Below are 15,603 nucleotides of genomic sequence, written 5' to 3' on the forward strand. Positions count from 1 at the left end.
GGTCGCTCGTGGGCGATTAACATGGCCGCTCGTGCGCGTCGATTTGTCGCGCCCCGCCCCGCTGTCTGAAAGCTGCCCCATGCCCTTCGAACTCACCGTAGAACCGCTCACCCTGCTGATTCTCGCCGCAGTCGCCTTCGTCGCCGGTTTCATCGACGCCATCGCCGGCGGGGGTGGGCTGCTCACCACTCCCGCATTGCTCACAGCCGGCATGCCACCGCACCTGGTCCTGGGCACCAATAAACTGAGCTCGACCTTCGGTTCGGCCACTGCCAGTTTCGCCTACTATCGACGCAAGCTGTTCCATCCCCGGCAATGGCGACGAGCGGCCCTGGGCACCTTGGTCGGGGCGCTGCTGGGCGCGGTGGCGGCGCACTACATGCCTGCCGAGTGGCTCAACAGAATGCTGCCGGTGATCGTCTTCGCCTGCGGCCTGTACTTGCTGTTCGGCGGCACGCCCAAGGCGCCACTGGACGCCGAGGCGCCGATCAAGCGCAAATGGCAGTTGCCCCAAGGGCTTGGCCTGGGCTTCTACGATGGCGTGGCCGGGCCAGGCACCGGTGCTTTCTGGACCGTGAGCACATTGCTGCTCTACCCCATCGACCTGGTGCGCGCCAGCGGCGTGGCGCGCAGCATGAATTTCGTCAGCAACATCGCAGCGCTCACGGTGTTCGTGGTTTCCGGCCAGGTGGACTATATCGTCGGCCTGACCATGGGCCTGTCGGTGATGGGGGGCGCCTTCTTCGGCGCACGCACGGCGATCAGCGGCGGCAGCAAGTTCATCCGCCCGGTGTTCATCACCGTGGTCCTGGCCTTGACCGTACGCCTGGCCTGGCAGCACTGGTTCGGCCAGGCCTGAAGGTACGGCTCAACTCGGCAAGACCGGCTCCGGCAGCCCGAGCCGGCGCGCCACGTACAGGTCGATCAGATGACGGGCGATGGAGCGGCCGGCCGGCAGCGGCGGCAGGTCGTGGACGTCGAACCAGCGGGCATCTTCGATTTCGTCCGGCTGCATGACGATGTCGCCGCCTGCGTACTCGGCATGGAACCCCAGCATCATCGAGTGAGGGAACGGCCAGCATTGGCTGCCCACATACTGGATGTTGCGCACCTCGACCGACACTTCCTCGCGCACTTCACGCACCAGGCAGTCTTCGGCCGATTCGCCCGGTTCGGCGAACCCGGCCAAGGTGCTGTAGACCCCACTGACGAAACGCGGTGAGCGCGCCAGCAGGATCTCGTCGCCACGGGTGACCAGCACGATCATGCTCGGTGAAATGCGCGGATAGCTGCGCAGGTCGCAGGCCTGGCAGTGCATCGCCCGCTCCCAGCGAATCTGCGTCATCGCCTGACCGCAACTGCCGCAGAACCGGTGCTCGCGGGCCCAGGTGCCGATCTGCGCCGCGTAGCCCAGCATCTTGTAGGTGTCGAAATCGCCCTCGAGCATGAACTGGCGCAAGCCGCGCCAGTGCAGGCCAGGCAACTCACAGGCCGCTCGCAATTCGATCAGGAACACCGGCTGGCCATCGAAATGGCCGATGCCATGCTCGCCAAGCACATCCAGAGGCTGGTCCTTGAGCCACTGGCGGGGAAACAGGGCGCCATTGTCATCCACCAGAAACCCCGCCGGACTGCGGGCGACAGCCCAGCCTCCAGCGATCTGCGGGTCGAGTACTGCGGTAGTCCAGCGTGCTGACATGATCACCTTCCTTCAGGCGCGCACGCCGACCGGCTCAGTCGGCGAACGACGGTTTCTGTTTGTTCATGTGGGCCGCGACGGCGACCCGCAGGTCCTGCGATTGCAACATGGCGGCATTCCAGGTGGCGATGTACTGCAGACCATCGTCGATGCTGTGGTCGCGCATGTAGCTGATCATTTCCTTGGTCCCGGCCACCGCCAGGGGCGACTTGCCGGCGATGTCCCGAGCGATGGCGAAGACCGCCTCGAGCAGCGAAGAAGCCTCATCGTGCACGCGATTCACCAGGCCGATGCGCAGTGCTTCGGCGGCGTCGAACAGGCGTGCGGTGTACGCCAGTTCACGCATCATGCCGTCACCGATGATGCGCGGCAAACGTTGCAGTGTGCCGACGTCGGCCGCCATGCCCATGTCCACTTCCTTGATCGAGAACTGCGCATCGGCGCTGCAGTAGCGCATGTCGCAGGCCGACACCAGATCGATGGCGCCGCCGATGCAATACCCTTGAATCGCGGCCAGCACTGGCTTGCGGCAGCGGTCGACGGCATTGAACGCGGCCTGCAGACGCAGGATGGTGCGGCGCAGCAGGCGCGCGTTGCGGCCCACGTCCTGCCCCATCTGGTTGGCCAGTGAGGCCAGCAGCGTCAGGTCGATACCCGAGGAAAAGTGCTGGCCCGCGCCGCTGATGACCACGACGCGTGCCGCTTCGGTGTCGTCGATCCACTGGAAGATCGCCGGCAGCTCGTCCCAGAAAGCCGCATTCATCGCATTGACCTTTTCAGGCCGGTTGATCTGCACATGGGCGATGCTGTCGGTCAGTTCGACGTTGAACGCAGTGTAATGAGTCACGCGCGGCACTCCTGTGAATAAGGGTCTGGTGCCGGACTATAGCGCAGCGCCACAGCGGTGCATGTGCCAAAGGCAGGACTGCCGGGCGTCTGTGCAGCGCCCGGTCCGCGTTCTAGAATGGCCGCACATCGTCAGGAAAGACCGTAATGGACCTGCTGTTTCTCGGCACCAGCGCCGGCACTCCCACCAAGGCGCGCAACGTCAGCGCCACCGCTGTTCTCGATGGCCAGGGCAGTGGCTGGTATCTGGTCGACTGCGGCGAGGCCACCCAACACCAGTTGCTGCACACCTCGCTCTCGGTACGCGACTTGCGCGCGATCTTCATCACCCATGTGCACGGCGATCACTGCTTCGGCCTGCCTGGCCTGCTGGCCAGCGCTGGCATGAGCGGGCGTCGCGCACCGCTCGATGTGATCCTGCCCGCAGCGCTGCATGAGTGGGTACGCCTGGGCCTGGCAGTCAGCGAGAGCCACCTGCCCTTCGAGCTGCGTCTGATGGCTGTGGAGGACTTTCAACGCTGGAGCACCGCGGATATCCAGGTCGAGGCCGTGCAACTGTCGCACCGGGTGCCCAGCCGAGGCTATGTGTTCAGCGAAGTCAAGCCAGAGCCGCGGCTGGACACTGCACGACTGGACGCCGACGGCGTACCTCGCGGGCCTCTCTGGGGTCAGTTGGCACGCGGCGTGGCGGTCGAGCATGATGGCCGGCTCATCGACCCACAGCCCTATCTGTGCGCCTCACGAGCCACACGACGAGTGATCGTCTGCGGTGACAACGACCAGCCAGCGCTGCTCGCGGAGGTCGCCAGGAATGCTGACGTCCTGGTCCACGAAGCGACGTTCACCCAGCCCTTGATCGAGCGCACAGGCGCCAGTTTCGGCCACAGCAGTGCCGAGAAGGTCGCGGCATTCGCCCAGGCCGCTGGGGTGCGCAACCTGGTGCTGACCCACTTCAGTGCCCGCTATCAGAACGATCCACGACGCAGCCCCCAGCATCGACGACATCCACCTGGAGGCCCGCTCGCACTACGACGGTCGGCTGATCCTGGCGCAGGACCTGCGACGCTACCACCTGGACCGTGAAGGCCGGCTGATGCCTCTGGCCAGTGCCTGAGCGCACGATTGCGCTGAACTAACGCCCCTGCGGCGCGATCCTTGATTGAGCGCAGCCAGCGCAAACGCGCTGGCCTGCCTCGCCGACATGACAAGGAGCCGCCATGACCACGATCGTCCACGACCCCTACCGCTGCCGACCGGGACCGCTGCATGCGACCCTGCTCGCTGGCACAGTGCCTCTGTTTCTTGGCGCATTGATCAGCGACATCGCCTACTACCAGAGCATGCAGATCCAATGGAGCAACTTCGCCGCCTGGCTGATCGCTGGCGGCCTGCTGTTCTGCGGCCTCGCATTCCTGTTCGCCCTGGCCAACCTGGTACGTGCCGAACGCAAGTCCGGTAGACCGGTGCTGTATGCCCTGCTGTTGCTGGTGACCTGGGTGCTGGGCCTGATCAATGCCTTCGAGCACGCCAAGGATGCCTGGGCGGTCATGCCGTCGGGCCTGGTGCTGTCGGTGATCGTCAGTGTACTGGCCTGCATCGCGACCTGGGTCGGCCTGACCAACCTGCGTTCGGGAGGTGCCGCATGAAGACGCCCCTGATCCTCTCTGCATTGAGCGTCAGCCTGCTGTTGAGCGCCTGTGGCGGCGACGGCGACGCGACTCAGGCACGCGGCCCCGACCCCAAGCTGCCTGCGCCCGAGCGCGGCTTGCTGCCGAGCATGAAAATCGCCGAGCCCACCCAGTGGGGCGAGCAAAAACCCACGGTTCCCCAGGGCTACAGCATCACTGCGATCGCCAGCGATCTGAAGATTCCGCGCCAGACCCTGGTGCTGCCCAACGGCGACATCCTGGTGGCCGAAGGTCGCGGCGGCAACGCGGCCAAGCTCAAGCCCAAGGATGTGATCGCCAGCCAGATCAAGGCCAAGGGCAACACGCAGGTCAAGGGCGGTAACCGACTGACCCTGCTGCGCGACGCTGACGGCGACGGCCGCTACGAAGTGCAGACGGTGTTCGCCGAGAACCTCAACGCACCCTATGGCCTGGCCTATGCCAACAACAAACTCTATGTGGCCAACCAGGACGCGCTGGTGAGCTTCGATTACCAGGATGGCCAGACCAAGGCCACTGGCGCACCCACCACCCTCACCGAGCTGCCCTCGGCGATCAACCACCACTGGACCAAGTCGCTGACCATCAGCCCTGATGGGCGCTACCTGTATGTGGGCATCGGCTCGAACAGCAACATCACCGAGCGCGGCATGGAAGTGGAAGTGGACCGCGCGATGGTCTGGCAGATCGACGCCCAGACTGGCGCTCACAAGCCCTATGCCACCGGCCTGCGCAACCCGACCGCCCTGGCGATCCAGCCAGGCTCGGGACAGCTCTGGGCGGTGGTCAACGAGCGTGACGAACTGGGCCCGGACCTGGTGCCGGATTACCTGACGTCGGTGCGCGAGGGGGCCTTCTATGGTTGGCCTTGGAGCTACTGGGGCCAGAACGTGGACACCCGGGCGCAGCCGCAGAACCCGAAGAAGGTCGCCGCCGCGATCAAGCCCGATTACAGCCTGGGTTCCCACGTGGCTGCCCTGGGCGTCAGTTTCTCGCTGCCTGCGATGGGTGACAAGTTCGCCAATGGCGTATTCGTTGGCGAGCACGGCAGCTGGAACCGGCCCAACCCTGTGGGCTACAAGGTGATCTTCGTGCCCTTCAGCGACGGCAAGCCGGCCGGCGAGCCGATCGACTTCGCCACCGGATTCCGCGGCGAGGACGGCAAGACCCGCGGCCGGCCGGTTGGCGTGACCGTCGACCCGAAAGGTGCGCTGATCATCGCCGACGACCTGGCCAACACCGTGTGGCGTGTAACCCGCACCCCTTGATCATGGGAAGCGATACGGCAATGGGGCGGCCTTGACCGCCCCATTGCCGTATCTGGATCTGAAGCCCGACCTCCCATGCACCCCGACCCGATCCTCACGGTATTGTTTTCTGTAATGAAAATGTAATATTCGTTTTCGCAGATAAAACAACAATGCCGGAGCTTCGTCATGCTTGCCTTCTTTCGCCCTGCCGCACATCGGGCACCCCTGCCCGCCGATCAAGTCGACCGTACCTACCGCCGCCTGCGCTGGCAGATCTTCGCCGGCATCTTCATCGGCTACGCGGGCTACTACCTGCTGCGCAAGAATTTCTCTCTGGCCATGCCCTACCTGATCGAAGAGCAGGGCTATACACGCGGTCAACTGGGGCTGGCCATCTCGGCCATCGCCATCGCCTATGGCCTTTCCAAATTCCTCATGGGCCTGGTGTCCGACCGCTCCAACCCCCGCTATTTCCTGCCGTTTGGTCTTCTGGTGTCGGCTGGCGTGATGTTCGTGTTCGGTTTCGCGCATTGGGCCACCTCCAGCGTGGCCATCATGTTCGTGCTGCTGTTCATCAACGGCTGGGCCCAGGGCATGGGCTGGCCGCCCAGTGGACGCACCATGGTGCATTGGTGGTCGCAGAAGGAGCGCGGCGGCGTGGTGTCGGTGTGGAACGTGGCGCACAACGTGGGCGGCGGTCTGATCGGCCCCTTGTTCATCCTCGGCCTGGGCTGGACCAATGACTGGCACGCCGCATTCTACGTGCCCGCTGCCGTCGCCGTGCTGGTGGCGGTGTTCGCCTTCGTGACCATGCGCGACACCCCGCAGTCGGTTGGCCTGCCGCCCATCGAGGCGTACAAGAACGACTTCCCCGAGGGCTACGATGCCAGCCACGAGCAGGAATTCAGCGCCAAGGAAATCTTCGTCAAGTACGTGCTGCGCAACAAGATGCTCTGGTACATCGCACTGGCCAACGTATTCGTCTACCTGCTGCGCTACGGCGTGCTCGACTGGGCACCCACCTACCTCAAGGAAGCCAAGCACTTCACCGTGGACAAGACCTCCTGGGCGTACTTCTTCTACGAATGGGCCGGCATTCCCGGCACGCTGCTGTGCGGCTGGATGTCGGACAAGATCTTCCGAGGCAATCGCGGCCTGACCGGGATCGTCTTCATGGCCCTGGTCACCGTGGCCACCCTGGTGTACTGGCTCAACCCGCCAGGCAATCCCACGGTCGACATGCTCGCGCTGATCTCCATCGGCTTCCTGATCTACGGCCCGGTGATGCTGATCGGTCTGCAGGCGCTGGAGCTTGCGCCGAAGAAGGCCGCCGGCACCGCCGCGGGTTTCACCGGGTTGTTCGGCTACCTGGGCGGATCGGTGGCAGCCAGCGCGGCCATGGGCTACACGGTGGACCACTTTGGCTGGGACGGCGGTTTCGTGTTGCTGGTGGGCGCCTGCCTCCTGGCCATCGCCTTCCTGCTGCCGACCTTGCGCCATACCCGGGTGGCGAGCAGCAGCCGTTGAAGAACCCATTCGGATGGCAACGACCGGCCGAGTCGGCCCATCGAGTGCAGGCACAGGCCCGTTGCAACAGGCGGTCACAGTTCATCTGGACATCTTTCACCTGCCAGTGCGTGATTGATCTAGGGTGAAGCCTCGGGCATCGAGTTCGTCCACATTGGACTCACGCCTGAAACGACTGGACCGTGAATACGGTCCTAGTCTGAGTGATTTCTTCTCAACGTGCCAAAAGAGACATACGCCATGAAACGCAAGTTGCTCCTCGGTCTTCTCGCCAGCCTCTCGCTCGGTGCCCATGCCGCTTCGGTGGAGGTGCCGATCAATCTGGTCAGCGCCGACGGTGCGCCCCAGGCGATCGGCCAGGTGACCATCAGCGAATCACCCTATGGCCTGATTTTCACGCCGCAGTTGAGCAAGCTGCCGGCGGGCATCCATGGTTTCCACGTGCACGAGAACGGCAGCTGCGATGCAGGCACCAAGGACGGCAAGAAAGTCGCCGCCCTGGCCGCCGGTGGCCATTTCGACCCAGCCAAGACCGGCAAGCACCTGGGGCCTTATGCCGATGGCCACCTGGGTGATCTGCCGGCGCTGTACGTGACCGCCGACGGCAATGCCACCTACCCGGTGCTGGCGCCACGTCTGAAGAAGCTCTCCGAGATCAAGGGCAAGGCGCTGATGGTCCATGCCGGTGGCGATAACCATGCCGACATGCCCATGCCCCTGGGCGGTGGCGGTGATCGCATGGCCTGTGGGGTGATCTGATACCAGGAGGTGTGATCATCGACGATCACACCCAATGCCCAGGCGGCGGCACGCCACTGCGCATGCCCCGCCTCGGCGATGAATCGGCATGGCCCTCTGCTGACGACTCCAAGATCCTCAGGCAGTGTTCACCGAGTTGGCCAGGGAAGCAGTGCGCCCCGGGCCTGGTTGGTGAACTGCGCAGTGTCACGCTGCCTTACGCCCCAGAGCGACGGCCTGTGACGCTGCCAGCATTGCCCGCAGCAGCACTGCGCAGCCAGCGGCGAGGTCTTGCGGCGTGGCATTTTCGATCTCGTTGTGGCTGATACCGTTCTCGCACGGCACGAAGATCATCCCGGCAGGCCCCAATTCGGCCAGGAAGATCGCGTCATGCCCTGCCCCGCTGACGATGTCCATGTGCGTGAGGCCCAACGCCTTGGCCGACTCACGCACCGCATCGACACAGCCGCGCTCGAAGTAAAGCGCCGGGAAGTCTGCAGTCGGTGTCAGTTCGTAGCTCAGGCCGTGCTTTTCACACGTTCGCTCGATCACCTCGCGCACCTCGGCGATCATCGCGTCGAGGTGGTCGCGCTCCAGATGACGGAAGTCCAGGGTCATGCGCACCTCACCTGGAATGACGTTACGCGATCCCGGATACGCTTGCAGGCAACCCACCGTACCGCAGGCGTGGGGCTGGTGCGCCAGGGCCGTACGATTGACCGCCTCGACCACCGCCGCAGCGCCGACCAGCGCATCCTTGCGCAGGTGCATCGGAGTCGGTCCGGCATGGGCCTCGACACCCCGCAAGCTCAGGTCGAACCACTTCTGTCCGAGCGCGCCCAGTACCACTCCGAGGGTCTTGTGCTCATCCTCCAGGATCGGTCCCTGCTCGATGTGCGCCTCGAAATAGGCGCCCACCGGATGCCCCAGCACGCCTCGCGCACCGGCATAGCCGATGGCCTCCAGGGCCTCGCCCACGCTGACGCCCTCGGCATCGCGCTTGGCCAGGGTCTCTTCGAGGGTGAACTTGCCGGCGAACACCCCCGACCCCATCATGCAGGGGGCAAATCGTGATCCCTCTTCATTGGTCCAGACCACCACCTCCAGCGGCGCCTCGGTTTCCACGCCCAGATCGTTCAAGGTACGGATGACCTCCAGGCCCGCCATCACCCCGAAGCACCCGTCGAACTTGCCACCGGTAGGCTGGGTGTCGATATGACTGCCGGTCATCACCGGGGGCAGGTCGGGATTGCGCCCGGCACGCCGGGCGAAGATATTGCCCACCGCATCGACGCTGACACTGCACCCTGCGGCCTCGCACCACTGCACGAACAGGTCGCGGGCCTGGCGATCCAGGTCGGTGAGCGCCAACCGGCACACCCCACCCTTGGCAGTGGCGCCCAGGCGCGCAAGGTCCATCAACGACTGCCACAGCCGGCCGCTGTCGACGTGATGGTCCGTGGACTGCAATACATGCTCGATCTGTTTCATCAGCGATCTCCTCAGGCGTTCTTCTTGTTTTCGATGGTCATGGCAGCGGCTTGGCCAGTGGCGCAGGGCCGCGCACCGCGACACGGCCCAGGGCGTAGTACAGGCCGGCACCGAGCAATGAGCCGGTGAACCAGCCATAGTCGTAGAACCAGCTGAACCGGCTGTTGCCGATCGACATCAAGGTCAGCGCGACGGGCACCGCGAAGGCCAGGAAACCCGCTCGGTTCCAGGCCGGGTATACGTCGTCGCGATACAGCCCGGCCAGGTCCAGGCGCTGGCGGCGGACCAGGAAGTAGTCCACCACCATGATTCCGGCGATAGGCCCCAACAGGCTGGAATAACCCAGTAGCCAGTTCGAGTAGACCGTCTCCAGGCTGACGTCCGAGACGATCCAGCCCAGCTTCTTGAACAGCTCATGGGCCATCAGCGCCAGGCCGATAAGCCCCGTCAGCCATACCGCGCGGGTGCGGCCGATCAGCCGCGGCGCGATGTTCTGGAAATCGTTGGTGGGCGACACCACGTTCGCAGCCGTATTGGTGGCCAGTGTGGCCACGACGATCAGTGTCATGGCCACCGCCACCCAGCCAGGACTCTGGATCTTGCCGATCAGCGTCACCGGATCGGACACCGTTTCACCCACCAGCGAGGCCGAAGCGGCTGTCATGATCACGCCCAGGGCGGCGAACAGGAACATCGTCAGCGGCAGACCGAAGATCTGCCCCAGCACTTGGTCCTTCTGGCTGCGTGCGTAGCGGCTGAAATCCGGGATATTCAGCGACAGCGTGGCCCAGAAGCCGACCATGGCAGTGAGTCCTGCGCAGAAGTAGCCCACCACGCTGGCCCCCTCGGGTCGCTTGGGCGGCTGGGCCAGCAACTCACTGATCGACATGTGCGGCAAGGCCCACACCAGCAGCCCCAGCCCCACCGCCACCAGCAGCGGCGCAGCCAGGGTCTCGAGCAGCTTGATCGATTCGGCCCCCCGCAGCACCACCCACAGGTTCAGCGACCAGAACAGCATGAAGCCGATCACCTCGCCGGTACCGCCCAGGCTTTTCCAGCCGTCGAACAGCGAGCCGAGTAGCAAGTGGATGGCCAGCCCGCCGAACAGGGTCTGGATACCGAACCAGCCGCAGGCCACCACCGCGCGAATCAGGCACGGGACGTTCGACCCCAGGATGCCGAACGAGGCGCGCAGCAGCACCGGAAAAGGAATGCCGTACTTGGTGCCGGGGAAGGCATTGAGGGTCAGCGGAATCAGCACGATGAGGTTGGCCAGCAGGATCGCCAGCAATGCCTCACCGACGCTCAGGCCGAAATAGGCGGTGAGTACTCCGCCAAGGGTGTAGGTGGGTACGCAGATGGACATGCCGACCCACAAGGCGGTGATGTGCCACGTGTTCCAGGTTCGTTGATGCACCTGGGTGGGTGCGATGTCAGGGTTGTAGCGGGGGCTGTCGAGTACGTCGCTGCCGGCTGCCAGTTCGTACAGCCCGTTGTGCTCGATCACCTGTGATCTGCTCGGTTGCATGGGGCCTCTCCAGAATTGTTCTAGTTATTCGCTCATCGGCTGAATCGATGGCCGGAGTACATACATCACCAGCACTGCACCTCCGGTCCGGCCTGGCGGGTAGGCCGCAGTCAAAATGCGTGCCGGGTTGGCGTGGGCCACACCGGCCGGCTACCGCCGACTGGAGGTAATACGCTGATCTGCAAGGCATTGATCGACGTCGCCGAGCGGCCCGAAGACGGCTTGCCGGGTTGCTCGAGCGGCGCCATGGGCCGGCCCTGGCCCCTGCACCGGATCACGCTGGTGCAGCCTGGTTTTCTTGCGGCAGGGTCAATGCCGCCAAGCCAGGTTTCAAACGACTGATTTCCCATGGAAAATCTTGACCAAATCCTCATCTTGTCAAGTGCGTCAAAATGGTGAGCGGATGCTCCAGAATGGTGAAATTGATATTTTTTCTTTTAATTTCAATAATTTATAAATTATAAATCTTCGAAAATATTTTCTTGATCAATCGCCAATCAACAACTAGATTCCAATCTTGTCATGTGTGACAGGATTGCAGCCGCACCCTCGCCACCCAGACACACACAATTTCAAGAACCGGCTAAACGACCGGTCAGCCTGCGAGGAAAAACGGCCATGTCCCTGTTGATCCGTGGCGCCACCGTGATTACCCATGAAGAACGCTATCGCGCCGATGTCCTGTGCGCAGACGGTCTGATCCGTGCCATCGGACAGGACCTGGAGGCCCCTGCGGGTTGCCAGGTACTCGACGGTGACGGGCAGTACCTGATGCCAGGCGGCATCGATCCGCACACTCACATGCAACTACCGTTCATGGGCACCGTGGCCAGCGAGGACTTTTTCACCGGCACCGCTGCGGGCCTTGCCGGCGGAACCACCTCGATCATCGACTTCGTCATTCCCAGTCCACAGCAATCGTTGCTCGAGGCTTTCCACACTTGGCGCGGCTGGGCGCAGAAGTCGGCCAGCGACTATGGGTTCCATGTCGCCGTCACCTGGTGGAGCGAGCAGGTCGCCGAGGAAATGGGTGAACTGGTCGCCCATCACGGGGTAAACAGCTTCAAGCACTTCATGGCCTACAAGAACGCGATCATGGCCGCCGACGACACCCTGGTGGCCAGCTTCGAACGCTGCCTGCAACTGGGCGCCGTACCCACCGTGCATGCGGAAAACGGCGAGCTGGTGTTCCACTTGCAGAACAAACTGCTGGCCCAGGGCATCACCGGCCCCGAGGCTCATCCCCTGTCGCGGCCGTCCCAGGTCGAAGGCGAGGCCGCCAGTCGCGCCATCCGCATCGCCGAGACCTTGGGTACGCCACTGTACCTGGTACACATTTCCAGCCAGGAAGCGCTTGACGAGATCGCCTACGCCCGCGCCAAGGGCCAGCCCGTCTACGGCGAGGTGCTGCCGGGTCATCTGCTGATCGACGACAGCGTCTACCGCAACCCGGACTGGCACACGGCAGCTGGCTACGTGATGAGCCCGCCGTTCCGCCCTCGGGCGCACCAGGAAGCTCTGTGGCGCGGGCTGCAATCGGGCAACCTGCACACCACCGCCACCGACCACTGCTGCTTCTGTGCCGACCAGAAAGCGATGGGGCGGGACGATTTCAGTCGCATCCCCAACGGCACGGCCGGCATAGAGGACCGTATGGCGGTGCTCTGGGATGCCGGGGTCAACAGCGGGCGCCTGTCGATGCAGGAGTTCGTGGCGCTGACCTCCACCAACACCGCCAAGATCTTCAATCTGTTCCCGCGCAAGGGGGCGATCCGCGTCGGCGCCGACGCCGACCTTGTCCTGTGGGATCCCCAGGGCACTCGCACGATCTCGGCCAGTACCCACCACCAGAAGGTCGACTTCAACATCTTCGAAGGCCGCACAGTACGCGGCATCCCCAGCCACACCATCAGCCAGGGCCGAGTGCTCTGGGCCGATGGCGACCTGCGCGCCGAACCTGGCGCCGGGCGTTACGTGCACCGGCCCGCCTACCCTTCGGTATATGAAGTGCTGAAGCGGCGCGCCGAGCACAGTCGACCGACCCCCGTCAGTCGCTGAGAGGCCCGCAGAGGCCAGGGGTGCCCGCATCCCCAGACATCTTCCATCGTTGACTGCCATCCCCAGAATGGACGGGCGACTGACCGCCGCCTGTCCCTATAAAAGAGAGAGAGGCTAGAACCGTGATCGAGACTCTGAACCATTTGCCGCGCCCTAGCGCCAGCACCGACCAGCTTGCCGAAGCTTTTAGCGACTTGGCCCCTGCGCTCACGGCGCGCCAGGCTGCCGTGGAAAGTGCCCGCTGCCTGTACTGCTACGACGCGCCGTGCATCAACGCCTGTCCGAGCGAAATCGACATCCCTTCCTTCATTCACCGCATCAGCGACGAAAACCTGCAGGGCGCCGCCGAACGCATTCTCTCGGCCAACATCCTGGGCGGCAGCTGCGCCCGAGTCTGCCCGACCGAGATCCTCTGCCAGCAGGCGTGCGTGCGAAACAACGCGCAGGAATGCGCACCGGTGCTGATCGGCCAATTGCAGCGCTATGCGCTGGACAACGCAGGTTTCACCGAACACCCCTTCACGCGCTCCCCTGGCACGGGTAAACGCATCGCCGTGGTCGGCGCCGGCCCTGCAGGGCTATCCTGCGCTCACCGACTGGCCCTGCACGGGCATGAGGTGGTCATCTTCGAAGCGCAGGACAAGGCTGGCGGTCTGAATGAGTACGGCATCGCCCGCTACAAGCTGGCCGATGACTATGCCCAACGTGAAGTGCAGTTCCTGCTGAGCGTGGGCGGCATCGAAATCCGTCACGGCCAGCGCCTGGGCGCGAACCTGGCCCTTGGCGAGCTGCGCGAGCAATTCGACGCCGTATTCCTCGGCCTGGGCCTGAATGCCGTGCGCCAGCTTGGTCTGGCCGACGAGCACGCTCCAGGCCTGCTGGCGGCCACCGATTACATCCGTGAGCTGCGCCAGAGCGACGATCTGAGCCAGTTGCCGCTGGCGCCCCGTTGCCTGGTGATCGGTGCCGGCAACACGGCCATCGACATGGCGGTGCAGATGAGCCGCCTGGGCGCCCATGACGTCAACCTGGTATACCGACGCGGCGCCGCCGACATGGGTGCCACCGACCACGAGCAGGCCATCGCCAAGGCCGACCAGGTGCGCCTGCACACGTGGGCGCGCCCCGAGACCGTCCTGCTCGACGAACGTGGCCAGGTGCGAGGCATGCGCCTGGCCCGCACCACCCTGCGCGAAGGTCGGCTGGTGGATACCGGCGAAAGCTTCGAGCTGGCCGCCGACGCCATCTTCAAGGCCATCGGCCAGGGTTTCGACGCTGCCAGCCTCGGCGACCCCACGGCCGCCCAACTGGCCCGTGATGGCGAGCGTATCCGCGTCGATGCACAGCTGCGCACCAGCTTGCCGGGCGTGTACGCCGGGGGCGATTGCACGACGCTGGGCCAGGATCTCACCGTCCAGGCCGTGCAACATGGCAAGCTGGCGGCCGAAGCCATCCATGCCCAACTCATGCTCAACGTGGAGGCTGCATAATGGCCGACTTGTCCATCGAATTCGCCGGCATCAAGGCGCCCAATCCTTTCTGGCTGGCCTCCGCACCGCCTACCGACAAGGCCTACAATGTCGTGCGCGCCTACGAGGCCGGCTGGGGTGGCGTAGTGTGGAAAACCCTTGGCGAAGACCCTGCCGCGGTCAACGTCTCTTCGCGCTACTCCGCCCATTTCGGCGCCAACCGCCTGGTACAGGGCATCAACAACATCGAGTTGATCACCGACCGCTCGCTGGAGATCAACCTGCGTGAAATCACCCAGGTGAAAAAGGACTGGCCGGATCGCGCGCTGATCGTCTCGCTGATGGTGCCGTGCGAGGAAGAGAGCTGGAAGTTCATTCTGCCGCTGGTCGAGGCCACAGGCGCCGACGGCATCGAACTCAATTTCGGCTGCCCCCACGGCATGCCTGAGCGCGGCATGGGCGCTGCGGTCGGCCAGGTCCCGGAATACGTGGAAATGGTCACGCGTTGGTGCAAGACCTACAGCGCCCTGCCGGTGATCGTCAAACTTACCCCGAACATCACCGACATCCGCCAATCGGCCCGCGCTGCCCATCGCGGTGGCGCGGATGCCGTGTCGCTGATCAACACCATCAACTCGATCACCAGCGTCGACCTGGAGCGCATGGTCGCTCACCCGATCGTCGGCGACCAGAGCACCCACGGCGGCTACTGCGGCTCGGCGGTCAAGCCGATCGCCCTGAACATGGTCGCCGAGATCGCTCGCGATCCAGCGACCCATGGCCTGCCGATCTGCGGCATCGGCGGCATCGGCAACTGGCGCGACGCAGCGGAGTTCATCGCCCTGGGCAGCGGTGCCGTACAGGTGTGCACGGCCGCGATGCTGCATGGGTTTCGCATCGTCGAAGACATGTGCGATGGCCTGTCCAGGTGGATGGACCAGCAGGGCCATCGCAGCCTCGACGCCTTCCGCGGCCAGGCCGTGGCACATACCACCGACTGGAAGTACCTGGACATCAACTACAAGTCGGTAGCCCACATCGACCCGGCGGCCTGCATCGGTTGCGGACGCTGCCACATCGCCTGCGAAGACACTTCGCACCAGGCCATCGCCAGTAGCGTCCTGGCTGACGGTACCCATGCCTACAGCGTCATCGAGGAGGAATGCGTGGGCTGCAACCTGTGCCAGATCACCTGCCCCGTGGAGAACTGCATCGAAATGGTGACTCAGGACACGGGCAAGCCTTACCTGAACTGGACCCAGGACCCACGCAACCCCTACCGCGAAGCGAGTTGAACGAGTCGCCGGCCCCGGGGGCAGACAGCCTCTGG

At 64.3% G+C, this 15,603-nt stretch carries 12 protein-coding genes and 1 pseudogene; 9 read left to right on the top strand and 4 right to left on the bottom strand.

The genetic code is table 11. From position 1 onward, the window contains the following. Positions 1–79 precede the first annotated feature (79 nt). Entirely contained in the window at positions 80–859 is a 780-nt protein-coding gene (locus tag IAE34_RS02670) for a TSUP family transporter (protein WP_200137290.1), read from the top strand. A gap of 9 nt (positions 860–868) precedes the next feature. On the opposite strand, the gene nudC is transcribed toward IAE34_RS02670, so the two are convergent. Both nudC and IAE34_RS02680 read right to left on the bottom strand, forming a co-directional pair. Beyond that, positions 869–1,699: an NAD(+) diphosphatase gene (gene nudC / locus IAE34_RS02675; RefSeq protein WP_200137291.1), complete on the bottom strand. Its 831-nt coding sequence runs from the start codon at positions 1,697–1,699 to the stop codon at positions 869–871. A gap of 34 nt (positions 1,700–1,733) precedes the next feature. Continuing rightward, the gene (locus IAE34_RS02680) at positions 1,734–2,546 is read right to left on the bottom strand and encodes a crotonase/enoyl-CoA hydratase family protein (protein WP_200137292.1); all 813 of its coding nucleotides are present in this window, start codon (positions 2,544–2,546) and stop codon (positions 1,734–1,736) included. Positions 2,547–2,692: 146 nt separating this feature from the next. On the opposite strand from IAE34_RS02680, the pseudogene IAE34_RS02685 reads away from it, so the two are divergent. From IAE34_RS02685 to sodC, 5 genes and pseudogenes are all read left to right on the top strand, one after another. Continuing rightward, positions 2,693–3,659 (top strand): annotated as a pseudogene (locus tag IAE34_RS02685) (MBL fold metallo-hydrolase). Positions 3,660–3,762: 103 nt separating this feature from the next. Then, entirely contained in the window at positions 3,763–4,191 is a 429-nt protein-coding gene (locus IAE34_RS02690; protein ID WP_200137293.1) for a DUF2231 domain-containing protein, read from the top strand. Beyond that, positions 4,188–5,480, top strand: a complete 1,293-nt coding sequence (locus IAE34_RS02695) for a PQQ-dependent sugar dehydrogenase (protein ID WP_200137294.1) — start codon at positions 4,188–4,190, stop codon at positions 5,478–5,480. The genes IAE34_RS02690 and IAE34_RS02695 overlap by 4 nt, the downstream gene beginning before the upstream one ends. 168 nt (positions 5,481–5,648) lie before the next feature. Continuing rightward, positions 5,649–6,989 carry a glycerol-3-phosphate transporter gene (gene glpT / locus IAE34_RS02700; protein WP_200137295.1) on the top strand — a complete coding sequence of 447 codons (1,341 nt, stop codon included), beginning with the start codon at positions 5,649–5,651 and terminating at the stop codon, positions 6,987–6,989. A gap of 240 nt (positions 6,990–7,229) precedes the next feature. Then, complete coding sequence (sodC, locus tag IAE34_RS02705) at positions 7,230–7,748, top strand: superoxide dismutase family protein (protein ID WP_200137296.1); 519 nt, start codon at positions 7,230–7,232, stop codon at positions 7,746–7,748. A gap of 186 nt (positions 7,749–7,934) precedes the next feature. On the opposite strand, the gene IAE34_RS02710 is transcribed toward sodC, so the two are convergent. Together IAE34_RS02710 and IAE34_RS02715 are read right to left on the bottom strand one after the other, a co-directional pair. Continuing rightward, positions 7,935–9,218 (bottom strand): Zn-dependent hydrolase, encoded by a 1,284-nt coding sequence (locus tag IAE34_RS02710; RefSeq protein ID WP_200137297.1) that lies wholly within the window; start codon positions 9,216–9,218, stop codon positions 7,935–7,937. A 37-nt stretch (positions 9,219–9,255) separates the two neighbouring features. Next, the gene (locus IAE34_RS02715; RefSeq protein ID WP_200137298.1) at positions 9,256–10,746 is read right to left on the bottom strand and encodes an NCS1 family nucleobase:cation symporter-1; all 1,491 of its coding nucleotides are present in this window, start codon (positions 10,744–10,746) and stop codon (positions 9,256–9,258) included. A 618-nt stretch (positions 10,747–11,364) separates the two neighbouring features. Between IAE34_RS02715 and hydA the strand changes: the two genes are divergently transcribed. The 3 genes from hydA to preA all read left to right on the top strand — a co-directional run bounded on the left by hydA (position 11,365) and on the right by preA (position 15,568). Continuing rightward, on the top strand, positions 11,365–12,804 hold the full coding sequence (gene hydA / locus IAE34_RS02720; RefSeq protein WP_200137299.1) for a dihydropyrimidinase: 1,440 nt from the start codon (positions 11,365–11,367) through the stop codon (positions 12,802–12,804). Positions 12,805–12,926: 122 nt separating this feature from the next. Continuing rightward, positions 12,927–14,294, top strand: coding sequence for an NAD(P)-dependent oxidoreductase (locus IAE34_RS02725; protein ID WP_200137300.1), 1,368 nt, complete (start codon positions 12,927–12,929; stop codon positions 14,292–14,294). Then, on the top strand, positions 14,291–15,568 hold the full coding sequence (gene preA / locus IAE34_RS02730) for an NAD-dependent dihydropyrimidine dehydrogenase subunit PreA (RefSeq protein ID WP_200137338.1): 1,278 nt from the start codon (positions 14,291–14,293) through the stop codon (positions 15,566–15,568). The genes IAE34_RS02725 and preA overlap by 4 nt, the downstream gene beginning before the upstream one ends. Positions 15,569–15,603 lie beyond the last annotated feature (35 nt).

This window comes from Pseudomonas sp. S30 (assembly GCF_016518545.1).
GTDB lineage: Bacteria > Pseudomonadota > Gammaproteobacteria > Pseudomonadales > Pseudomonadaceae > Aquipseudomonas.

What these genes read in the sequence shown, in the direction of transcription:
- hydA (WP_200137299.1), top strand. Translation starts at nt 11,365, where the DNA reads ATGTCCCTGTTGATCCGTGGCGCCACCGTGATTACCCATGAAGAACGC.
- glpT (WP_200137295.1), top strand. Translation starts at nt 5,649, where the DNA reads ATGCTTGCCTTCTTTCGCCCTGCCGCACATCGGGCACCCCTGCCCGCC.
- nudC (WP_200137291.1), bottom strand. Translation starts at nt 1,699, where the DNA reads ATGTCAGCACGCTGGACTACCGCAGTACTCGACCCGCAGATCGCTGGA.
- IAE34_RS02710 (WP_200137297.1), bottom strand. Translation starts at nt 9,218, where the DNA reads ATGAAACAGATCGAGCATGTATTGCAGTCCACGGACCATCACGTCGAC.
- IAE34_RS02690 (WP_200137293.1), top strand. Translation starts at nt 3,763, where the DNA reads ATGACCACGATCGTCCACGACCCCTACCGCTGCCGACCGGGACCGCTG.
- IAE34_RS02715 (WP_200137298.1), bottom strand. Translation starts at nt 10,746, where the DNA reads ATGCAACCGAGCAGATCACAGGTGATCGAGCACAACGGGCTGTACGAA.
- sodC (WP_200137296.1), top strand. Translation starts at nt 7,230, where the DNA reads ATGAAACGCAAGTTGCTCCTCGGTCTTCTCGCCAGCCTCTCGCTCGGT.
- IAE34_RS02670 (WP_200137290.1), top strand. Translation starts at nt 80, where the DNA reads ATGCCCTTCGAACTCACCGTAGAACCGCTCACCCTGCTGATTCTCGCC.
- IAE34_RS02695 (WP_200137294.1), top strand. Translation starts at nt 4,188, where the DNA reads ATGAAGACGCCCCTGATCCTCTCTGCATTGAGCGTCAGCCTGCTGTTG.